20 protein-coding genes and 1 pseudogene are annotated in these 21,549 nt (G+C 66.6%); 9 read left to right on the top strand and 12 right to left on the bottom strand.

The window, feature by feature from the left end:
- Nucleotides 1-3 precede the first annotated feature (3 nt).
- Nucleotides 4-459, bottom strand: a complete 456-nt coding sequence (soxR, locus tag ACFJGT_RS05410; protein WP_377846641.1) for a redox-sensitive transcriptional activator SoxR — start codon at nt 457-459, stop codon at nt 4-6.
- A 75-nt stretch (nt 460-534) separates the two neighbouring features.
- On the opposite strand from soxR, the gene ACFJGT_RS05405 reads away from it, so the two are divergent.
- From ACFJGT_RS05405 to ACFJGT_RS05395, 3 genes are all read left to right on the top strand, one after another.
- Nucleotides 535-1,128 (top strand): NADPH-dependent FMN reductase, encoded by a 594-nt coding sequence (locus ACFJGT_RS05405; RefSeq protein ID WP_377846639.1) that lies wholly within the window; start codon nt 535-537, stop codon nt 1,126-1,128.
- Nucleotides 1,129-1,226: 98 nt separating this feature from the next.
- On the top strand, nt 1,227-1,781 hold the full coding sequence (locus ACFJGT_RS05400; RefSeq protein ID WP_377846637.1) for an MBL fold metallo-hydrolase: 555 nt from the start codon (nt 1,227-1,229) through the stop codon (nt 1,779-1,781).
- The gene (locus tag ACFJGT_RS05395; RefSeq protein ID WP_377846635.1) at nt 1,766-1,990 is read left to right on the top strand and encodes a hypothetical protein; all 225 of its coding nucleotides are present in this window, start codon (nt 1,766-1,768) and stop codon (nt 1,988-1,990) included. The genes ACFJGT_RS05400 and ACFJGT_RS05395 overlap by 16 nt, the downstream gene beginning before the upstream one ends.
- A 123-nt stretch (nt 1,991-2,113) precedes the next feature.
- Here the strand turns inward: ACFJGT_RS05395 and ACFJGT_RS05390 are convergent, their stop codons facing one another.
- The 3 genes from ACFJGT_RS05390 to otnK all read right to left on the bottom strand — a co-directional run bounded on the left by ACFJGT_RS05390 (nt 2,114) and on the right by otnK (nt 6,383).
- Nucleotides 2,114-3,643 carry a malonyl-CoA synthase gene (locus ACFJGT_RS05390; protein ID WP_377846633.1) on the bottom strand — a complete coding sequence of 510 codons (1,530 nt, stop codon included), beginning with the start codon at nt 3,641-3,643 and terminating at the stop codon, nt 2,114-2,116.
- 81 nt (nt 3,644-3,724) lie between these two features.
- Complete coding sequence (locus tag ACFJGT_RS05385) at nt 3,725-5,053, bottom strand: malonyl-CoA decarboxylase (RefSeq protein WP_377846631.1); 1,329 nt, start codon at nt 5,051-5,053, stop codon at nt 3,725-3,727.
- A 64-nt stretch (nt 5,054-5,117) separates the two neighbouring features.
- Nucleotides 5,118-6,383, bottom strand: a complete 1,266-nt coding sequence (gene otnK, locus ACFJGT_RS05380; protein WP_377846629.1) for a 3-oxo-tetronate kinase — start codon at nt 6,381-6,383, stop codon at nt 5,118-5,120.
- Nucleotides 6,384-6,686: 303 nt separating this feature from the next.
- On the opposite strand from otnK, the gene ACFJGT_RS05375 reads away from it, so the two are divergent.
- The 6 genes from ACFJGT_RS05375 to ACFJGT_RS05350 all read left to right on the top strand — a co-directional run bounded on the left by ACFJGT_RS05375 (nt 6,687) and on the right by ACFJGT_RS05350 (nt 13,485).
- A complete protein-coding gene (locus ACFJGT_RS05375) occupies nt 6,687-8,192 on the top strand; it encodes an ABC transporter substrate-binding protein (RefSeq protein ID WP_377846626.1) in 1,506 nt (501 codons plus the stop codon).
- Nucleotides 8,193-8,337: 145 nt separating this feature from the next.
- Nucleotides 8,338-9,282 (top strand): ABC transporter permease, encoded by a 945-nt coding sequence (locus tag ACFJGT_RS05370; protein ID WP_377846624.1) that lies wholly within the window; start codon nt 8,338-8,340, stop codon nt 9,280-9,282.
- A complete protein-coding gene (locus tag ACFJGT_RS05365) occupies nt 9,282-10,163 on the top strand; it encodes an ABC transporter permease (RefSeq protein ID WP_377846621.1) in 882 nt (293 codons plus the stop codon). The genes ACFJGT_RS05370 and ACFJGT_RS05365 overlap by 1 nt, the downstream gene beginning before the upstream one ends.
- Nucleotides 10,164-10,180: 17 nt before the next feature.
- Nucleotides 10,181-11,980 carry a gamma-glutamyltransferase family protein gene (locus ACFJGT_RS05360; RefSeq protein ID WP_377846619.1) on the top strand — a complete coding sequence of 600 codons (1,800 nt, stop codon included), beginning with the start codon at nt 10,181-10,183 and terminating at the stop codon, nt 11,978-11,980.
- An 11-nt stretch (nt 11,981-11,991) separates the two neighbouring features.
- Nucleotides 11,992-12,720: a DUF1028 domain-containing protein gene (locus ACFJGT_RS05355; RefSeq protein WP_377846616.1), complete on the top strand. Its 729-nt coding sequence runs from the start codon at nt 11,992-11,994 to the stop codon at nt 12,718-12,720.
- A gap of 84 nt (nt 12,721-12,804) precedes the next feature.
- Nucleotides 12,805-13,485, top strand: coding sequence for a hypothetical protein (locus tag ACFJGT_RS05350; protein WP_377846614.1), 681 nt, complete (start codon nt 12,805-12,807; stop codon nt 13,483-13,485).
- Here ACFJGT_RS05350 and ACFJGT_RS05345 read toward each other — a convergent pair.
- The 8 genes and pseudogenes from ACFJGT_RS05345 to ACFJGT_RS05310 all read right to left on the bottom strand — a co-directional run bounded on the left by ACFJGT_RS05345 (nt 13,421) and on the right by ACFJGT_RS05310 (nt 21,387).
- Nucleotides 13,421-14,557 (bottom strand): alanine racemase, encoded by a 1,137-nt coding sequence (locus ACFJGT_RS05345; RefSeq protein ID WP_377846612.1) that lies wholly within the window; start codon nt 14,555-14,557, stop codon nt 13,421-13,423. The two genes, ACFJGT_RS05350 and ACFJGT_RS05345, sit on opposite strands and share 65 nt — an antisense overlap.
- The gene (locus ACFJGT_RS05340) at nt 14,554-15,012 is read right to left on the bottom strand and encodes a RidA family protein (protein WP_377846610.1); all 459 of its coding nucleotides are present in this window, start codon (nt 15,010-15,012) and stop codon (nt 14,554-14,556) included. The genes ACFJGT_RS05345 and ACFJGT_RS05340 overlap by 4 nt, the downstream gene beginning before the upstream one ends.
- A gap of 50 nt (nt 15,013-15,062) precedes the next feature.
- Entirely contained in the window at nt 15,063-15,572 is a 510-nt protein-coding gene (locus ACFJGT_RS05335) for a GNAT family N-acetyltransferase (protein WP_377846606.1), read from the bottom strand.
- A 6-nt stretch (nt 15,573-15,578) separates the two neighbouring features.
- The gene (locus ACFJGT_RS05330) at nt 15,579-16,742 is read right to left on the bottom strand and encodes an amidohydrolase/deacetylase family metallohydrolase (protein ID WP_377846604.1); all 1,164 of its coding nucleotides are present in this window, start codon (nt 16,740-16,742) and stop codon (nt 15,579-15,581) included.
- A 22-nt stretch (nt 16,743-16,764) separates the two neighbouring features.
- Entirely contained in the window at nt 16,765-17,700 is a 936-nt protein-coding gene (locus ACFJGT_RS05325) for an N-carbamoyl-D-amino-acid hydrolase (protein ID WP_377846602.1), read from the bottom strand.
- 112 nt (nt 17,701-17,812) lie between these two features.
- A pseudogene (locus ACFJGT_RS05320) lies at nt 17,813-18,668 on the bottom strand (ABC transporter permease).
- Nucleotides 18,669-18,715: 47 nt separating this feature from the next.
- Nucleotides 18,716-19,657 carry an ABC transporter permease gene (locus tag ACFJGT_RS05315; protein WP_377846600.1) on the bottom strand — a complete coding sequence of 314 codons (942 nt, stop codon included), beginning with the start codon at nt 19,655-19,657 and terminating at the stop codon, nt 18,716-18,718.
- A 134-nt stretch (nt 19,658-19,791) separates the two neighbouring features.
- Entirely contained in the window at nt 19,792-21,387 is a 1,596-nt protein-coding gene (locus ACFJGT_RS05310; protein WP_377846598.1) for an ABC transporter substrate-binding protein, read from the bottom strand.
- Between the last annotated feature and the right edge of the window lie 162 nt (nt 21,388-21,549).

Here is a 21,549-nt window from a genome sequence, read left to right as displayed (position 1 = left end):
GCCTCACTCGGGATCGAGGAGGCGCGGCCCCGGCCCCTCCTCGGCCAAGCGGTCGAGCGGATTGTGCAGCGGGCAATCCCGCACCGAGAGACAGCCGCAGCCGATGCAGCCGTTGAGGTGATCGCGCAATCGCGTCAGCCGGTCGATGCGACGCTCCAGCTCCTGCTTCCAGCCGGATGACAGCCGCGCCCAGTCCGCGACGGTCGGCGTGCGCTCCTGCGGCAAAGCCTTGAAGGCTTCGCGGATGGTCTTCAGCGGGATGCCGGCGCGCTGCGCCACCTTGATGATCGCGACCCGGCGCAGCACCTCGCGGGCATAGCGGCGCTGGTTGCCGGCCGTGCGATGGCTGCGGATCAGCCCTTCCGCCTCGTAGAAGTGCAGCGCGGAGACGGCGAGCCCGCTGCGGCGGGCGACATCGCCGACGCTCAGTTCAATCGGCAAATGCGTCTGACGGGCCACCGGAAACACTCTTGACCTTAACCTTGCTTGAGGTTCTATAAGCCCCGCTCCCGTGATGCAAACCGGAGCGTTTCCATGCACCAGAAGGTCGATACGCGGATCAGGCTGGCCCTGATCTATGGCAGCAGCCGCGAGGGCCGCTTCTGCGACAAGGTTGCCGGCTGGGCGATTTCGCAGATCGCCGGTGACGGCCCCTTCGATCTCGCGGTCGTCGACCCCGGCGAGATCGACCTGCCGCCGCGCCATGTCAGCGGCAAGCACCCAGCGCTCGAAGAACTCAGGAGCATCATCGGCTGGGCCGACGGCTTCGTCGTGGTGACGCCCGAGTACAATCGCGGCTATCCGGCGATCCTGAAATTCCTGATCGACGCGGTCGGGCCCGAATGGCGCGGCAAGCCGGTCGGTTTCGTTTCCTATGGCGGCATCTCGGGCGGCCTGCGCGCCGTCGAGCAGTTGCGCCTCGTCTTCGGGGAGCTGCATGCGGCGCCGATCCGCGACGGCGTCGCCTTCGCCGATGTCTGGAGCCGCTTCGATGCGGAGGGCGCCCTGCTCAACGCCGACCGCGCCGAACAGGCGATGGCGACGATGCTGGCGCAGCTCCATTGGTGGGCAAGCGCCCTGCGCAAGGCGCGCGCGGAGGTGCCCTACGGCCAGTTTGCGGCGGCGTGATACGTCACGCGAACGTGGAAAGAGCTTCACAAATCCGAACTGGTCTCCTCGTGGCGGGATGCGGAACAATGCCCGACCCTGATGAGGAGCCGACGGATATGAAGCTCAAACTTCTCCGCAACGCGACGCTGAAGCTCACCTATGGCGGCAGGACATTCCTGATCGACCCGGATTTCGGCCCGCGCCATAGCCGCCGCTCCTTTACCGGGCGTTCGGAGAACCCGATGGTCGATCTACCGGAGCCGATCGAGGACATCGTCGCCGGCGTCGATACCGTGATCGTCTCGCATCTCCACGCCGATCATTTCGACGAGGTCGCCAAGGAGCGCCTGCCGAAGGATCTGCCGATCATCTGCCGGCCGGGCGACGAGGCCGCGATCGCGCAGGCCGGCTTCTCCTCGATCACCCCGATCGACTGTTATGTCAGGCTGGGACCGATCATCCTGAAGCGGCATCCGGCCCAGCACGGCACCGGCGCCGTCGTCGAGAAGATGGGGCCGGTGATGGGCCTGAGCTTCGAGGCGCCGGGCGAGCCGACGCTCTACTGGTGCGGCGACAGCGTGCTCTATCCGCCGCTGCGCGATGCCGCGACGGCGACGGGACCCGACGTCATCGTCACGCATTCCTGCGGGGCGAAATGGACGACACGCTGATCGTGATGGATGACGAGCAGACGCTCGATCTCGCCGAGGCCTTCCCGCTGGCGACAGTGATCGCGACGCATATGGAAGCGCTCGACCACGCCACGGTCAGCCGGACCACTTTGCGCAAGGCGGCGAAGGAACGCGGCGTCGACACGCGGCGCCTGCGCATCCCCGCCGATGGCGAGACGATCGAGCTCGGCGTGCCGGCGCTGGTGTGAGCCGTTTCAGCCAGGCGTCATGCTCGGCCTTGAGCCGAGCATCTCTGGAAAGAGAGGCGCCTCATCCTGCATGAAATTCTCGGGTCGAAGCTGCGCTTCGCCCGAGAATGACGGTGCGGGCCGCTACTCCCCCGCCTTCAGCTGCTTGGCGTAGATGTCCTTGTACTGCTCGCGCAGCAGGTTCTTCTGGACCTTGCCCATGGTGTTGCGCGGCAGCTCGGGCACGACGAAGACCTGCTTGGGCTGCTTGAACTTGGCGAGGCGCTGCTCCAGCACTCTCGCGATGCTCTTCGCGGTGACATCGGCGCCGGGCTTGCAGACCACGACCGCGGTGACGCCCTCGCCGAAATCGGGATGCGGCACGCCGATGACGGCGCTCTCGATCACGCCCGGCATCTCGTCGATCTCGGTCTCGACTTCCTTGGGATAGACGTTGTAGCCGCCGGTGATGATCAGGTCCTTGCCGCGCCCGACGATATGGACATAGCCGGCGGGGTCGATCTTGCCGAGATCGCCGGTGATGAAGAAGCCGTCGGCCCTAAACTCCGCGGCTGTCTTCTCCGGATTGCGCCAGTAGCCCTTGAAGACATTGGGGCCCTTGACCTCGATCATGCCGATCTCGTCGCGGGCGAGCTCCTTGCCGGTCTCGGGATCGACGACCCGGGCCGACACGCCCGGCAGCGGGAAGCCGACCGTGCCCGCCACTCGATCGCCCTCATAGGGGTTCGAGGTGTTCATGTTGGTCTCGGTCATGCCGTAGCGCTCGAGGATGGCGTGGCCGGTGCGGGCGCTCCACTCGCGATGCGTCTCGGCCAGCAGCGGCGCCGAACCGGAAACGAAGAGGCGCATATGCCTGGTCGCCTCCTTCGTCAGGCGGGCATCCTGAAGCAGCCGGACGTAGAAGGTCGGCACGCCCATCATGCTGGTCGCCTGGGGCAGGTATTTGAAGACCTGCTCGGGATCGAACTTCGGCAGCAGGATCATCGAGGCGCCGGACAAGAGGATCACATTGGTCGCGACGAAGAGGCCGTGGGTGTGGAAGATCGGGAGCGCATGCAGCAACACGTCGCCCTTCGTGAAGCGCCAGTAATCGACCAGTGCCAGCGCATTCGACGACAGGTTGTCGTGGCTGAGCATCGCGCCCTTGGAGCGGCCCGTCGTGCCGGAGGTGTAGAGGATCGCGGCGAGATCGTCCGCCCCGCGCGCGACATCGGCGAAATCGCTCGAAGCCGCATTGGCCTTGTCGAGCAGGCTGCCGGTTCCGATGCCGAGCGTCTCCAACTTGGCGCCGGCTTTCTCGGCATGGGGACGCAGGGCTTCCGCCTTGGCGGGATCGCAGACGAAGACGGCAGGCTCGGCATCGCCGAGGAAATATTCGATCTCGGCCGGGGTATAGGCGGTGTTGAGCGGCAGGAAGATCGCGCCGGCCCGGACCGTGCCGAGATAGAGCATCAGCGCCTCGAAGCTCTTCTCGACCTGGACGGCGACGCGGTCGCCCGGCTTGACGCCGAGCCCCACGAGCGCAGCGGCGAAGCGGGCTGAGACCGCGACCATGTCGCCATAGGAGAGCTGCCGGCCGTCATCGAGCAGCGCGAAGGGCGCGTCCGGCGCCGGCATGCGCGAGCGGATCAGATCGAAGAGATGATTGCCCATGATTTCGGGTCCTTTCAGGCGTTTCCGTCTTAGAGCATCGGCTTTGTCCGAAAACCGCGTCACACTTTTCGGGCCGATGCTTTAGCTCGTAGCAGGGCGCAGCAGCTTGCGCACGCCGGAGGAGGCCACCACCGTGTTGCGGGTGGCGAAGGCCTCGTGATTGGTCTCGATATCGTCGAGGTCATAGCGGTAGTTGACCATCACGCCATGCGACTCGCGCAGGCCTCGCGCGGAGAGGTTGCCGCCGACATTGATGCGCTCCAACCGCGCGCCATTGCCGAGATGGAAGCGCGCCACCGGATCGATGACGCGGCCGGACGCCGTGCGTGCGCGCAGCATGTACTGCGCCGTCATCTGGCCGAGCAGCTTGTCGCGGCGCGCCTTCGTGGCGTCGTCGAGCGAGATGGTCTCGCCGGCGGGGCGTGCCAATTCGGTGCGCTCCTCGTTGGTAAGGGCGAGATCGCCGGGCTCTTCCGCGATGCCTGCCAGCCAGCGCGCGAAGCCCGGCACCGGCGAGAGCGTGACGAAGGTGTCGAGCCCCGGCAATTCGCGCTTCAGGTCCTCGGCCACCTGCTTGATCAGGAAATTGCCGAAGGAGATGCCACGCAGCCCCTCCTGGCAATTCGAGATCGAATAGAACACCGCCGTCGTCGCAGCTTGAGCCGGCAGGATCGTGCGCTCCGGTTCCAGTACCTCGCCGATGCTGCGGGGGATGTCGCCGGTCAGCGCGACCTCGACGAAGATCAGGGGATCGTCGACCAGCTGCGGGTGGAAGAAGGCGAAGCAGCGCCGATCCGCCGGCTCCAGCCGGCGTCTCAGATCGTCCCAGCCCTGGATCTCGTGCACCGCCTCGTAGCGGATGATCTTCTCCAGCACGTTGGCCGGGGTGCGCCAGTCGATGCGGCGCAGGACGAGGAAGCCGCGATTGAACCAGGAGCCGAAGAGATGGCGGAAATCCTCGTCGATCCCCTTTAGCTCCGGCTCGGCCGCGATCGCCTCGAATAGGGCCTCGCGCATCCGCACCAGCACATGCGTGCCCTCGGGCGCGAGGTTCAGGCGACGGAACAGTTCCTGCCGGCGGGGCTCGGACGCCTGATGCAGGGCCGCGACGGTCGCCGGATTGGGCTTGGCGCGATAGGCTTCGATAGCCTTGTCGAGCCGCTCGTGGTCGGGGCCAAAACGCTCCCGCAGCATGGTGAAGAAGGCGAGCCGGCCGGGCTTGTCGAGCCCCTGCCAGGCTTCCAGAACGGCCTGCGCCAGCGCCATCCCCGAGGCCTCGCCGCGACCCGAGAGCAGGTCCTCGCAGAGCTTGTCGATCGGGCGCGAGCGGCTGCCGAGGAAACGCTCGAAGCCGATCAGCGCGCGGCCACGATCCGCTACGTTGGTCAGAAGTTCGCCCAGAAATGCCATGTTCGCGCCGGCTCCCAGTTCGCAGCCTGATCCTATACGAGATTCAGCGCAGGCAAATCGGGCATCAGCGCAGCAGGCTCCAGGCCTTCAGGAAGAAATCCGGCGTGCCGAAATTGCCGGATTTCAGCGCGACGACCATTTCCGGCCCGTCGACGACGCGGGTCCAGGGCACGCCGGGATCGATCTCCGGACCGATTTCCAGCGTGCGGATGCCAAGTCCCAGCACGGTCGCGCCCGAGGTCTCGCCGCCCGCGACGAGAAGCCGCGTCACGCCACCCTCAGAGAGCCGTCGCGCGACCTCGGCAAAGGCATGCTCGACGATGCTGCCGGCCTTCTCGCGGCCGAGCTTGTCCTGCACGGCTGCGACCTCGGCCGGATCGTCGCTGGAATAGAGGAGGAAGGGCTTATCGGCCGGTTGTGCCAGAGCCCAGGCGGCGAGGCCCGCGGCGTCCTGACGGCCGTCTGCCAGGGCGAAGGGATCGACCTTGAGCGCGGGAAAGCCCGCTTCCAGCGCCGCCTTGATCTGGCCGCGCGTTGCTGTCGAGCAGCTGCCGGAGATGATGCCGCCGCGGCCGGCCGGCGCCTTCAGGTCCTGCGGACCGGGATGCTCCGGCAGGAGGCCGGCGCGGCGGAAATTCTGCGGCAGCCCCATCGCGATGCCCGAACCGCCGGTCAGCAGGACATGCTCGGACACGGCGTGGCCGAGCGTCATCAGGTCCTCGTTGGTCAGCGCGTCGGTGACGGCATAGCGGATGCCATCGGCCTCGAGCTTGGCGAGGCGCGCCTTCACCGCTGCGGGGCCGGCGAGCACGGTGGCATAGTCGACGAGGCCGGTCTCGGTCTTCGCCTGCGCCGACATCAGCCGCATCAGGCTTGAATCCCGCATCGGCGTCAGCGGGTGGTCCTTCATCGAGCTTTCATGCAGCGGCACCGCGCCGACGAAGAGATAGCCCTGATAGATCGAGCGGCCATTCGCCGGGAAAGCCGGGCAGACGATGGCGAGTTTCGAATTCAGGCGCTCCGCGAGCGCATTGGCCACCGGCCCGATATTGCCCTCCGCCGTCGAATCGAAGGTCGAGCAGTACTTGAACAGGATCTGGCGCGCGCCGCCCTTCAGCAATGCCTCGCAGGCGGCGAGCGAATCCGCGACGGCCTCGGTGACCGGGTTGGTCCGCGATTTCAGCGCGACGACGACCGCATCGGCCTCCGGCAGGGTAGAGCCGACCGGGGGCACGCCGATGACCTGGACGGTGCGCATGCCTGCCCGGTTCAGCATCAGCGCGACATCGGTCGCGCCCGTCATGTCGTCGGCGATCACGCCCAGCAGCATGCTCGATCTCCCCTGCCCACACGGGCCTTGCCTTATCGATCGCCGTTCTAGCGACTGCCAAAACGCGTGGCGACCATCATCCCCGCATCGTGCATGTCCGCCCCGAACATGGAACCCCGGCTTGGACCAAAGCAGTCTCTGCCCAAGCGGCAGGCAAGCCTGCCTGCGAATTGATGCGGCGCATCATCGACGGCGGCTGCGATCTGAGTCAGATTAGTGCCACAAGGAACGAATTGAGCAGGACGACCCGCTGATGACGCGGCGGGAACGTTCGCCGAAAACGTCCGAAACGAGGGGAAAAACATGAAGCTGTTGAAGGTTGCGATCTCGGCTGCCGCACTCGCGCTCGCGACGTTGCCGGCCCTGGCCCAAGCGCCATCCACCCTGCGGATCGGCCTGCAGGAAGACCCCGACATGCTCGACCCGCACAAGGCGCGCACCTTCGTCGGCCGCATCGTCTTCATGGGGCTGTGCGACCGGCTGGTCGACATCACGCCCGAGCTGAAGCTGGTGCCGCGGCTGGCGACGGAGTGGGACTTCTCCGCTGATGGGCTGACGCTGACGATGAAGCTGCGCAGCGATGCCAAGTTCCACGATGGCGAGGCCTTCAACGCCGAGGCCGCCAAGGCCAATCTGGAGCGGGCTCGCACCCTGCCCGACTCGCTGCGCAAGGCCGAGCTCGCCTCAGTCGACACCATCGAAGCGCCGGACGCCACAACGCTGGTGATCAAGCTGAAGCGCCCGGACGCCACGCTGCTCTCGCAACTCACAGACCGCGCCGGGATGATGCTCTCGCCCAAGACGCTTTCGGGCGATGTCGCGGCCAAGCCGGTCTGCTCCGGCCCCTATAAATTCGTCGAGCGCGTCCAGAACGACCGGATCGTGCTGGAGAAGTTCAAGGAGCACTGGGAGGCCGACAAATACAATTTCGACCGCGTGCTCTACCGCTCGATCCCCGACACGACGGTCCGCCTCGCCAATCTGCGCTCGGGCGAACTCGACATGCTCGAGCGGTTGGCGCCGACCGACGTGAAATCGGCCCAGTCGGACAAGTTGCTGAAGGTCGAGAGCATCGCCAATCTCGGCTACCAGGGCATCACCATCAACACCAACAATGGCGAAGCGGCCAACCAGCCGATGGCCAAGGATAAGCGCGTGCGCCAGGCACTCTCGCTGTCGATCGACCGCAAGGTGCTGAGCCAGGTCGTGTTCGAAGGGCTCTATGCGCCCTCGAACCAGCCGTTCAATCCCGGCAATTTCTACGTCAGCGCCGATCTTCCGGTGCCGGCCCGCGACCTCGCCAAGGCCAAGGCCCTGCTCAAGGAAGCCGGGCAATCAAAGGTCTCGGTCGAGCTCTTCGTCACCAACAACCCGGTCGACGCCCAACTCGGGCAGGTGATCCAGGCGATGGCGCAGGAAGCCGGCATCGATATCCAGATCCGCTCGACGGAGTTCGCCAGCCAGCTGCGCGACCAGCAGCAGGGCAAGTTCCAGATGAGCCGCGTCGGATGGTCCGGCCGCATCGACCCGGACGGCAACATCCATCCCTTCGCGCATTCGAAGGGCAACCAGAACGACGGCAAATACGCCAATGCGGAGGTCGACAAGCTGCTCGACGAAGCCCGCACGATCTACGAGCCGGCCGAGCGCAAGAAGCGCTACGACGCCGCGCAGAAGATTCTGCAGGACGAGCTGCCGATCGTCTATCTCTATAACCAGACGGTGTTCTTCGCGATGCGCTCCACGCTGCAGGGCTTCGCGATCAATCCCGACGGGATCATCCGGCTGGCCGGCATGAAGCGGTCGTGAGGGGAGCTTTCGGCTTCACAACCGCGCCGTCATCCCAGGCGGCCGAAGGTCGGCCCGGGATCCATCGTAGAGCGCAGTTCCCGACGATGGATCCCGGAGTTCCGCTTCGCTGCATCCGGGATGACGGAGCAGGTTCGAGCGCATCATGTTCACCTTGATCCTCCGCCGCATCCTGATCGCGATCCCGACGCTGTTCCTGGTATCGCTCTTCGTCTTCGCCCTGCAGCGCGCGCTGCCGGGCGACCCCTTCCTCGTGATCGCAGGCGAGGAACGCGACCCCGAGGTGATCGCGCGTTTGCGCGAGATCTACCGGATGGACGATCCGATCTTCGTCCAGTTCTTCGCCTGGCTCGGACAGGTCGTGCAGGGCGATTTCGGCCGCTCGCTGCGGACCGGCGAGCCGGTGCTGAACCTGATCCTGCAGAAGCTGCCGGTCACGATCCAGCTCGCCACCGCCTCGATCCTGGTCGCGATCTGTATCGGTATCCCGATCGGCATCCTGGCGGCGCGGCGCAAGGGCACGATCGTCGACTACTCCGCCAGCGCGGTCGCATTGTCGGGGCTGTCGATCCCGAATTTCTGGTTCGGGATCATGCTGATCCTGCTGGTCTCGGTGCACCTGAAATGGCTACCGGCCTCGGGCTATGAGTCGATCTTCGAGCACCCCTGGGAGGCAATCAAGCGGCTGATCATGCCGGCCTTCGTTCTGGGCAACGGCCTTGCCGCCTTCCTGATGCGCCATACGCGCTCGGCGATGCTGGAGGTGCTGCGCTCGGACTATGTCCGCACCGCCCGCGCCAAGGGGCTCGACGAGGATGCGGTCGTCAATCGTCATGCGCTGCGCAACGCACTGATGCCGATCATCACGCTGACAACACTGCTCTTCGGCGAATTGCTGGCCGGGGCGGTGCTGACCGAGCAGGTCTTCACCATCCCCGGCTTCGGCAAGCTCATCGTCGATGCCGTGTTCAACCGCGACTATGGCGTGGTGCAGGGCGTGGTGCTGTGCACGGCCATCGGCTTCATCCTGATGAACCTCATCGCCGATATCCTCTATGTCGTCGTCAATCCGCGCCTGAGGGCCGGCTGATGGCATCGCTCGATTCGATCTCCTCGACAGGCGCCGCGAGCGGGGTCAAGGCGCGCCCCGGCGTGCTGGCGCGGCTGATCCGCAACAAATCCGCGCTGATCGGCGGCAGCATCGTGCTGGTCTTCGTGCTGATGGCCATTCTGGCGCCGGTCCTGCCACTGGCCGACCCGTTCAAGTCCAACTTCCTCGCCATCCGCAAGCCGCCGTCCGAGCTCTACTGGTTCGGCACGGACGAGCTCGGCCGCGACCAGGTCTCGCGGCTGTTCTACGGGGCGCAGGCCTCGCTGCTTGCCGGCATCGTCTCGGTGCTGATCGCGGTGGCGATCGGCCTGCCCTTCGGCCTGCTGGCGGGATGGTATGGCGGCTGGATCGACATCGTGATCTCGCGCGTCACCGAGGCGCTGCTCGCCTGCCCCTTCCTGATCCTCGCCATCGCCTTCGCCGCCGTGCTCGGGCCGTCCCTGACCAACGCGATGATCGCGATCGGATTATCGGCGGTGCCGATCTTCATCCGGCTGATCCGCGGCCAGGTGATGAGCGTGAAGGCGGAGGATTTCGTCGAGGGCGCGCGGGCCGTCGGCGCGCGCGACCTTCGATTGATGTTCCGCCATGTGCTGCCCAACACCCTGTCCCCCATCGTGGTGCAGTCGACATTGTTCATGGCGCAGGCGATCATCCTCGAAGCCGCCCTCTCCTTCCTCGGCCTCGGCCAGCAGCCCCCGGCGCCGTCCTGGGGACAGATGCTAAACGTCGCCAAGAACTTCATGGAGCAGGCGCCGTGGATGTCGGTGGCGCCGGGCATCTGCATCTTCCTCGCCGTGCTCGGCTTCAACCTGCTCGGCGACGGCCTGCGCGACGCGCTCGACCCGAAAGAAAACTAGGCTTCAGGGATACGCCCATGTTCACCACCCGCCCCGAAATCCTCGGCACTTTCGGCGTCGTCACCTCGACGCACTGGCTCGCGACCGCATCGGGCATGGCGATGCTGGAAAAGGGCGGCAACGCCTTCGACGCCTGCGCCGCCGCCGCCTTCGTGCTGCAGGTGGTGGAGCCGCATCTCGTCGGCCCGGCCGGCGACATGCCCGCCGTGTTCTATTCGGCCGAGACCGGGAAGGTGGAGACGCTCTGCGCGCAGGGGCCTGCCCCACAGGCGGCGACCATAGCCGCCTACAAGGCGCTCGGCCTCGACCTGATCCCCGGCTCCGGCCTGCTCGCGACCGTCATCCCCGGCGCCTTCGGCGGCTGGATGACGCTGCTGCGCGACCATGGCCGGCTGAAGTTGCGCGATGTCCTCGAACCCGCGATCGGCTATTTCGAGAACGGCCATCCGATGCTGCCGCGCGTCTCGGATTCGATACGGGAATTGACCGATCTCTTCAGCAACGAGTGGTCGACCTCGGGCGACGTCTATCTGCCCAGCGGCAACGTGCCGGAGGCACGCAAGCTCTTCGCCAACAAGGCGGCGGCCGAGACCTACAAGCGCATCCTCGCCGAGGCGGAAGCCAAGGGCGGCGACCGCCAGGAGCAGATCCAGGGCGCCTATGACGCCTGGTACAAGGGCTTCGTGGCCGAGGCGATGGACCGCTTCTGCCGCACGCAGGAGGTGATGGATTCCTCCGGCCGCCGCAACAAGGGCCTGCTCACCGCGCAGGACATGGCGAACTACAAGCCGACCTACGAGACGCCGACCTCCGTGACCTATCACGACTGGGAGGTCTTCAAGATCGGCCCGTGGGGCCAGGGTCCGGCCTTCCTGCAAACGCTGAAGATCCTCGAAGGCATCGATCTCGCCGGGATGGGCCCGGCCAGCCCTGAATTCGTCCACCATGTCGTCGAGGCGATGAAGCTCGCCTTCGCGGATCGCGAGGCCTATTACGGCGACCCGGATTTCGTGAAGGTGCCGCTCGCGACGTTGCTCTCCGAGGACTACGCGGCCGGGCGGCGCGGGCTGATCGGCGAGCGCGCCTCGCTGGAGCTGCGGCCGGGCGTCGTCTCCGGCTACGAGGCGCAGGTCGCGCATGCGATGAAGGCGCTCGGCGCGATCGCCCAGCCGACCCAGGGCGGCGCCAGCGTCGGCGAGCCGACCATGGCTTCGATGGTTGCGGCCGGACGCAAGGGCGATACCGTCCATATCGACGTCATCGACAAATGGGGCAACATGATCGCGGCGACGCCCTCGGGCGGCTGGCTGCAATCTTCGCCGGTCATCCCGGAGCTCGGCTTCCCGCTCAATTCCCGCGCCCAGATGTTCTGGCTGGAAGAGGGCCTGCCCTCCTCGCTGGCGCCGGGCAAGCGGCCGCGCACGACGCTGACGCCCTCGATCGCGTTCGAGCACGGCAAACCCCGCCTCGCCTTCGGCACGCCGGGCGGAGACCAGCAGGAGCAGTGGCAGCTCGGCCTGTTCCTGCGCCGGGTCCATCACGGCCTCAACCTGCAGGAAGCGATCGACCTGCCGCTGTTCCACACGCAGCACTTCCCGTCCTCGTTCTACCCGCGCAGCTCACGGCCGGGCCATATGATGATCGAGGAGAGCATCGGCGCCGCCGCGCTGGCCGAGCTGGAACGCCGCGGCCATGCCGTCGAGAAGGCTCCGGCCTGGACTGTCGGGCGGCTCACTGCGGCAGAGCGCGGCGATGACGGCCTCTTGCGCGCCGCCGCGACGCCGCGTCTGATGCAGGCCTATGCCGCCGGCCGCTGAAGGATAACCGCATGACCTGGTCCATCGTCGCCCGCGACGCCGCGACCGGCGCCTATGGCGTCGCCGTCTCGACCTGCGCCTTCGCCGTCGGCGCCCGCGTGCCCTATGGCGGCGGGCGCATCGGCGCGATCGCAACGCAGGCTTTCGTCAATCCGCTCTACGGGATCGACGGCCTCAGGCTGCTGCAGGAAGGGCGCTCGGCGGTCGAGATCATCGCGACGCTGACCGCGGCCGACGAAGGCCGCGCCCATCGCCAGCTCCATGTCATCGACCGCGACGGCAAGATCGCCTCGCATACCGGCGCTGCCTGCATCGACTGGTGTGGCGCCGTCGACGGCCCCCAGGTCTCCGTCGCCGGCAATATGCTGAGCGGACCCGAGGTCGTGCAGGAGACGCTGAAGGCCTATATCGCCGCCTCCGCGCTCGATTTCGACGAACGTCTGCTGGTCGCGCTGGAGGCCGGCGAGAAGGCCGGCGGCGACAAGCGCGGCAAGCAATCCGCCGCGATCCGCATCTGGGCCGGCGAGCCGGTGCCGAGCATCGATATCCGCGTCGACGACCATGCCGACCCGCTCAAGGAGTTGCGCCGGCTCTGGCGCGTCGCGCATCAGCGCTCAGTGCCGTTCCAGCAGGCTTCGCCCTCGCGCGGACGCCCGGCCGGCGTCACCGACCGCGCCGAACTCGACCGGCTCTGCACGGAGTACGCCGCCGCCTGGAACGCCCGGCACCCGGAGACCTGACCGGCCAAATCCATTCTCGCCGCGCCCGGCGCATGATAGGCTGACGCTTCGTCACCTTGGCATACCGACGAGCGAGGAAATACGATGGCCGATCCGAACATCGAAGCCCTGCAGCAACGCATCGCCACGCTTGAGGCGCAGGTTGCAGCCCTGGTGCAAGCGATATCGGCGGATCGCAGCGGCAATGTCGTCATCAACGCACGCGGTTCGCTGACCGTTCTTTCCGGATCGGGCATGGAGCTGTACGCAGGCAGCGCCATGACGATGACATCTGGCAACGTGATGACGATGACGGCCGGGAACAATCTGAGCGTAAACGCTAGCAACCATGCCACCCTGGTCGTCGGCAACCGGCTGCGCGTCAGCGGTCACGAGGCCTCGTTCGAAACGCGCAGCTTGAGCATCAGCGCGGCAGTGGGCTGCGATATCGACAGCGGACAGAACTTCGCCATCACGGCCGGCAAGAGCATGGCGATGAGCGTCGGAGAGGACATGTCTGTCCGCGTCGGCAAGACACTTGCGGTCGAGAGCGCCGATGCGGCGACGCTCAAGAGCGGCGATGCCAGGCTGAACCTGAAGAAGGACGGCAGCGTTGAGCTGCAGGGGGCGCGACATCACGCTCAAAGCTTCCGGACGCCTAGAGGCCAAGGCGTCCGGCAATGTCACGATCAAGGGATCGAAGGTGCTGCAGAACTGAGCGTCAGGTCAGGCGCCCGCGCGCCGCTACCGGCAACTCCCCGATCAGCTTGTCGCCGCGCACGGTGATCAAACGATCCACCATGTTGACGACGACGCAGACATGGTTCGGCACCACGCGCACGACCTCGCCGACGAGGGGGCGCTTGTTCGACGCCGACAGGTCGAGGAACCCGTGCTCCTCGGCGAATTGCGCGATCCGCGCCGCCGGGTATTCGAGGATGTAGCCGTGGCCGTCGAGATTGCCCTTGTCGCTGGTCAGCGTCTTCGAGCCTGAATCGAGGATGCCGCGCTCCGGGCCCGCCCGGCTCACGACGGTCGCGTAGACCATGAGGGCGCAATCATCGAGCGTCGCGACGCCCGCCGCGATCTGCATGCGGTCGTTGAAGATCGAAGTGCCCGAGCGGTGCTCGGTCGAGCCCTTCAACTTGCCGATATGAGGCAGATTGGGCGAGCCGCCGGTCGAGACGATATCGGCCTTGAGGCCGGCATCGCGCAGCCCGGCATTGGCCGTGTCCAGAAAGACCTGCGTACGGTCCCAGCCATCCTCGGGCGGGTACATCAGGAAACCGGCGAAGCGCAGGCCGGGCGAGGCCGCGACCATCTTGGCCAGTTCGACCGCCTCGCCGGGCGTCTCGACGCCGGCGCGCTTGCGGCCGGTGTCGCATTCGATGACGACCTCAAGGTCGCGCCCGGCGATCTCGCCGGCGCGCGGCAGGCCGGAGATGGTGACGGGGTTGTCGGCGGCGACGATCATCCTGACGCGGCGCTGGAGCGCACCGAGACGGCCGAGCTTTTCCTCGCCGAGAATGTTGTAGCTGATCAGGATGTCGTCGATGCCGCCATCGGCCATGATCTCGGCCTCGCCGAGCTTCTGGCAGGTGATGCCGCGTGCGCCGGCCTCGATCTGGAGCCGGGCCAGCTCGGGCGACTTATGCGTCTTGATATGCGGGCGGTTGGCAAGGCCGGCGGCGTCGCAGGTGGCCTGCAGGCGGGCGATATTGGCATCGACCTTGTCGAGATCGATGACCACGGCGGGCGTGCCGTAGACGCGGGCGATTTCGGCGGCGAGCGGGGTCGCGGCCGGCTGGTCGACGGCCTTGGAGGTGGTCGCGGTCACGCTGGGCGAAGCGGCAGTCATGGGTGCACCTTGACGATGACTTCGATCTCGACGGTCATGCGGTTCGGCAGCGAGCCCATGCCGACGGCCGAGCGGGCATGGCAGCCGCGATCGCCGAGCACGGCGACGAACAGGTCCGAGCAGCCGTTGATGACCTTGGGATGATCGGAGAATTCGGGCACGGCATTGACCATGCCGAGCAGCTTGACGACCTCGACCTTGTCGAGCGAGCCGACCGCCTTCTTCATCGCCGCGAGCAGGCCGAGGCCGGTCTGCTTGGCATGCTCGTAGGCCTGCTCGACCGTGACGTCGGCGCCAACCTTGCCGGTCGGATAGGTGCCGTCGGCCCGCTTCGGACCCTGGCCCGAGAGATAGACCATGTCACCGACCTGCTTGAAGCTGACATAGGTCGCGACCGGCGTCGGCACATCCGGCAGGGTCAGCCCCAGCTCCTTCAGTCTGTCTTCGGCGCTCATGGCGTTATCTCCTCAAATCCCGCCGGCATCTGGCGCGCCGGCATGTCCCGTCAGTCGTTCAGTTCGCGGCGCATATAGCGGGCCGCATCGTCATAGCTCGCGAGCTTGCGATCAAGCGCGGGGTCATGCACCTCGCGAAATCCTTGCCGCCGCCAGAAGCCGGTCGAATCGTTGACCGCGACCAGCGCGAGGCTGGTATGGCCGGTTTCGGCGGCATGACGGGCGATCGCCGCGACGATCGTGCCCGCCGCCCCGCTGCCGCGCCCGGCCGGCAGCAAGGCGAGATCGTGAAGATACCAGTTCGCGACGCCTTGCGGCATGTCTCCGAGCAGGGAATTCAGGGCCGGTACCGTACCCGCCGGCCAGGGATGGCTGACGAGATAGCCGCGCAACGCGCCATCTTCGCCGGCCAGCACATGGCAGCCCTCGGGTGCCAGACGCAGGCGCTCGGCGAAGACCGCCTCGTCCTCGGGGTAGTCCGGATGCACGACGGCCGCGATCGCCATCACGGCCGGCAGATCGGCCGGCGTCATGCGGCGCCAGCCCGTTTCGCGTGACATGAAAACCTACGCCGCGACCTTCGGGAACTTGCCGGTCCGCTTCGGGTGCCACCACTTGCCCTTGAGCACGACACCCTCGGAGACGAATTTCCGGTCGCCAATCAGGTGCTCGCCGACGACGTCGACATAGTCGAACTTGCCTTCCTTGACGGTCAGGATCGTCGCGTCGCCGAGCGAGCCGACCTTGAGCGAGCCGTATTCCGGGCGCTTCAGCGCCATGGCGGCGTTCACGGTCGAGGCGGCTATGACGTTGTTCAGGCTCATGCCCATGCAGAGGAATTTCGACATCGTCGTGACCTGGTCATAGGCCGGGCCGTCGATGCAGAGCTTGTGCACGTCCGAGGAGATCACATCCGGCTCGAAGCCGTTGGCCAGCATGGCGCGCGTGGTCTTGAAGGAGAACGAGCCCTTGCCGTGGCCGATATCGAAGATGACGCCGCGCTTGCGGGCAGCGAGCACCTCCGGCTTCACCGTGCCCTGCGCCGTCGCGGGCGCGTTCGGGAACGGGCGGAACGCGTGGGTCAGCACGTCGCCCGGCCGGAGCATGGCGATGACTTCCTCATAGGACGGCGGCGGATGGTCGATATGGCACATCAGGGGCATGCCGACCTCTTCGGCGACCTGCAGCGCGATGTTCAGCGGCTTGGTGCCCTGGTCGCCCGAAGCGTGCAGGCCGACGCGGACCTTGATGCCGACGATGTAGTCGCGGTTCTCGTCCGCGACCCTGGCGCAGTCGATCGGGTTCATCAGGCGCAGGTCGCCGCTCTCGCCGACCATGACGCGATGGTCGAAGCCGTAGATGCCGGCATGCGAGACATGGAGATAGGCGAGGATGCGCGCCTGGCTCGGCTCGATGACGTGCTTGCGGAAGCCCGGCCAGTTGCCGGGGCCGGCCGAGCCGGTATCGACCGAGGTGGTGACGCCGGAAAGCCGGCAGAATTCGTCGGCGTCGATGCCGAGCGAGGTGCCGCCCCAGTAGACATGGGTGTGCAGGTCGATCAGGCCGGGCGAGACGATGTAGCCGGAGACGTCGCGGATTTCCTTGGCGCCCTTCAGGTCCTTGCCGAAGCCGGAGACCTTGCCGTCCGTAAAGGCGACATCGAGGATGCCGTCATGCTTCTGGGAGGGGTCGATGACGCGGCCGCCCTTCAGGATGAGATCGTGGGTCACTTTTTTGTCCTCTGGGGGCTGATCAAACGGGGGAAACCGCGCCCTTGCGCTCGACGAGCAGGCCATAGGCCTGGGGCTCGCGATGCCTGGCGAAATTGAAGGTCGAGGCCTTGTAGCTCTTGCCGAGATCCATGTCGCAGCGGGCGACGACGAGCTCGTCATCCTCGGTCACGGCCTGGGCCACGACCTCGCCGGTCGGCGCGATGATGCAGGAGCCGCCGATCTGGTCGACGCCGGCCTCCAGCCCCGCCTTGGCGACGCCGACGACCCAGGTGGCATTCTGATAGGCGCCGGCCTGCATCACGAGCTGGTTGTGGAAATTGCCGAGCCGGTCATGGTCCGGGGCGGGCGGATTGTGCTTGGGCGTGTTGTAGCCGAGCACGATCAGCTCCACGTCCTGCAGACCCATCGAGCGATAGCTTTCCGGCCAGCGGCGATCGTTGCAGATCATCATGCCGATATTGGCATCCATCGTCCGCCAGACCGGCCAGCCGAGTTCGCCAGTCTCGAAATAGCGCTTCTCCAGATTCTGGAAGGGCGCAGCGGGGCGATGCTCGGGATGCCCGGGCAGATGGATCTTGCGGTACTTGCCGACGATCGAGCCCGACTTGTCGACCAGGATCGCTGTGTTGAAGCGTCGCTTGCGGCCCTGTTCGAAGGCGAGTTCGCAATAGCCGAGGTGGAAGCCGATGCCGAGGCGCTTGCTCTCCTCGAAGAGCGGCGCGGTTTCGTTCGAGGGCATGGCGCTCTCGAACCAGCTATCGATCTCGGCTTCGTCGTCGATCCACCAATGTGGGAAGAAGGCGGTGAGCGCGGCTTCCGGATAGACCACGAGATCGGCGCCGTGGCTCTTCGCCTGCCGCATCAGGTCGATCAGCCGGGCGACGGCCGAAGCCCGACTTTCCTCGCGTTGGATGGGGCCGAGCTGGGCGGCGGCGACGGTCAGGATACGGGTCACGGCATAGGCTCCGGATGAGGATCACCCTGAGGGGAAGGCTTCGATGTGCCGAGCCGGCGCGTCAAGCGCCGGCAATGCGGGGCGTGGGTTGTCCCAGCTGCGGGGCGGGCCCTCAGAGGGTCTTGGCGAGACGCGGATCGAGGGAGTTCTCTGAGGCCGTCGCCGAGCAGGTTCACTGCGAGGACGGTGATCGAGAGGAAGACCGCCGGGAACAGGATGATGTGCGGCCGGACCTGCCAGAGCGCCCTGCCCTCGGCCATGATGTTGCCCCAGGATGGCGTCGCCGGCGGCACGCCCGCGCCGATGAAGGACAGGATCGCCTCGACGATCATGGCGCTGGCGCAGATATAGGTCGCCTGCACGCTCATCGGCGCGAAGGTGTTGGGCAGGATATGCCTGAGGATGATGCGCGGGACGCGCGCGCCGTTGGCGACGGCAGCCTCGACATAGGGTTGCTCGCGCAGGGACAGCACGACGCCGCGCACGAGCCGCGCCACGCGCGGGATCTCGGCGATGGTGATGGCGATGATGACGTTCTGGATCGAGCCGCGCGTCAGCGCCATCAGGGCGATGGCGAGCAGGATCGGCGGGATCGACATCATGCCGTCGATGATGCGCATAATGATGCCGTCGGCCCAGCGCACGAAGCCGGCGAAGAGGCCGATGGTGAGGCCGACGATCGAGGACAGGACCGCCACGCTGAAGCCGACCAGCAGCGAGACGCGGGCGCCGTACATCACCCGCGAATAGACGTCGCGGCCGAGCATATCGGTGCCGAACCAGTACAGCTCGGAGGGCACGCGGGTGCGCCTGGACGGCGCGATCGCGGTCGGGTCGGTGGTCCCGAGCAGCGGCGCGAAGATGCCGATCAGCGCCATCAGGATGAGGAGCCCGCCGCCGACGGCAACGGAGGGATGCCGGCGCAGATAGCGGCGGAAGCGGGCGGCGCGGCTCAGTTCGGCCTTCACCGGTTCAACGGCGGGAGCTGCGATGGTCGCGGGGGTCGATGAAGCGGTCAATAGCGGATCCTCGGGTCGACGAGGGTATAGGTCAGGTCGATCAGCAGGTTCACCAGCACATAGACCAGGCTGAACATCAGCACGACGCCCTGGATGACGGGGTAGTCGCGGCGCAGGATGGCATCGACGGTGAGCCGGCCGAGGCCGGGAATGGCGAAGACGCTCTCGGTGACGACGGCGCCGCCGATCAGCAGCGCGATGCCGATGCCGATGATGGTGACGATCGGCACCGCGGCGTTCTTCAGCGAATGCAGGAAGAGCACGTCCTTCTGCGCCACGCCCTTGGCCTGGGCGGTGCGGACATAATCCTGCTGCAGCACCTCGAGCATGGTCGCGCGGGTGATGCGGGCGATCAGCGCGATATAGACGAGGCCGAGCGTGACGGCCGGCAGGATCAGGTTCCTGAGCCAGGGCCAGACGCCCTGCGAGAACGGCGTGTAGCCCTGCACCGGCAGCCAGTCGAGCTTGAGCGCGAAGAGATAGGCGAGCAGGTAGCCAACGACGAAGACCGGCACCGAGAAGCCGAGCACGGCGAAGCCCATCGCCGCCTTGTCGACCCAGCTGCCGGCTTTCCAGGCGGCAAGCACGCCCATCGGCACGGCGATCACGACGGCGAAGATCAGCGTCAGCACCATCAGCGACAGCGTCGGCTCGATGCGTTGCGCGATGAGCTGCGTCACCGGCAGGTTGGTGAAGATCGAGGTGCCGAGATCGCCCTGGACCACGCGGAAGGACCATTCGGCGAAGCGCACGAGATAGGGCCGGTCCAGGCCGAGGCTGGCGCGGATGCGCTCGACATCGGCCGGCGAGGCCTGGTCACCGGCGATGATCGCGGCGGGGTCGCCCGGGGCGATGTAGAGCAACGAAAAGACGAACAGCGCCACGAAGGCCATCACGGGGATGGTCGTTATGATGCGCCTGACGACGAAAGCGAGCATAGGGCAGTCGGACCTCGATCACGGCTAATCCGGGAGCCGCGGCCCGGAGTTCTTCCGGGTCGCGACGAAGCGAGGCAGCGGAGCTCGGGCGGCTCCGGAAAGGCGGAGCGGCGTTGCGCTCCGCGAGAGGGCGATCAGCCCTTCTTGACGTCCCAGAAGAACGGCAGCGGCCCGCTGACCACGCCGGTGACGTTCTTCCGCCAGGCCTGGTAGCCCAGATAGAAGCCGGTCGGAGCGAAGACAACATTCTCGACGGCGGCCTTGTTGAGGCGCCCCATCGCCGCCTTTTCCTCGGCGAGGTCCTTGGCGTTGAACCAGTTGGTGACCTCGGTCTCGACCGCGGGGACGTCGGGCCAGCCGAACCAGGCCTTGTCGCCATTGGCGCGGATCGCGGTATAGGCGGCCGGATTGATGCAGTCGGCGCCGGCATGCCAGGTGTGGAACATGCTCCAGCCGCCCTGCCCCGGAGGCGTCTTCTGGGCCCGGCGGGAGCCGACCGTGCCCCAGTCGGTGGCGACGAAATCGACATTCATGCCGATGCTCTTCAGCAGCGAGGCGGTGACATCGCCCATCGACTTGGTCGCGGCCATGTCCTGCGCGACGACGCAGACCACCGGCTCGCCCTTGTAGCCGGCCTCGGCAAGGAGCTTCTTGGCCTCGGCGACATTGCGCTTCTTGAGGATGTCGCCGCCTTCCTCAGTGTAGAGCGGCGTGCCCGGGGTGAAGAAGCCCGGCAGCGGCTTCCAGAGCTTGTCGTCGTCGCCGACGACGGCGCGCATGTAGTCTTCCTGGTTCAGCGCCGTCAGCACCGCCTGCCGCACCTTCACGTTGTTGAAGGGCGGGAACAGGTGGTTCATGCGGAAGGCGCCGACATTGCCCAGGGGATCGCCGATATCGACATTGATGTCCTTATGGCCCTTCAGCACCGGCACGAGATCGGCGAGCGGGGTCTCCCACCAGTCGACCTCGCCGTTCTGGAGCGCGGCGGCGGCCGTCGCGGCGTCCGGCATGATCACCCACTCGATCCGGTCGACGAGGATGTTCTTGCCGCCGGCGAGCCAGTCCGCCTTCTCGGAGCGCGGCTTGTAATCGGCGAATTTCTCGAACACCGCCTTGGCGCCCGGCACCCAGTCGCTGCGCAGGAACTTCATCGGGCCTGAGCCGATATATTCGGTGATCTGCGTGAACGGGTCGGTCTTGGCGATGCGCTCCGGCATCACGAAGGAACAGGGCGCGTTGTTCTTGGCCAGCGCCAGCAGCATTTTCGGGAAGGGCTGCTTCAGCGACCATTTCCAGGTCAGTTCGTCGACGGGGGCCAGCTCGACCTGAATCGCGCGCAGCATCAGGCCCATCGGATCGCGCGCCGACCAGCGCACGAGGCTGGCGACCACGTCCTTGGAGGTGACCGGCGTGCCGTCATGGAACTTGAGGCCGGAGCGCAGCTTGAAAGTCCAGGTCAGGCCGTCGGAGGAGACCTCCTCGGCCTCGACCATCTGGCGCTGTGGCTGGAACTTCGAATCGATACCGTAGAGCGTGTCCCAGACCAGCGCCGCGGCGTTGCGGACGACGTATTGCGTTCCCCAGATCGGGTCGAAATTGGCGAGATTGGCCTGCGGTACGAAGCGCAGGGTCTTGGCTGGACTTTGCGCCAGGGCCGGCATCGCCAGCCCCCCGGTCGCGGCAGCCATGCCGGCGCCCGTCGCGGATTTCAGAAACGTCCTGCGATCCATCTTGCTCTCCCCTGAAGCGGCGCCTCTAAGCGGGCTGCCTTGGCGCGAGTTTGGGCAGAAAAATCCCGCCTGACAACACGCCGCAGCACCCGATCGAGGCTGCCGGACCGCCTGCACGGTTCGTGCCAGACGGAACTTTCGGGCGGGGAGCCCACCGTTTCG

Origin of the sequence: Allobosea sp. UC22_33, assembly GCF_042700715.1 — a bacterium.
Classification (GTDB): domain Bacteria; phylum Pseudomonadota; class Alphaproteobacteria; order Rhizobiales; family Beijerinckiaceae; genus Allobosea.
This window is presented reverse-complemented; position numbering and strand designations above follow the sequence as displayed.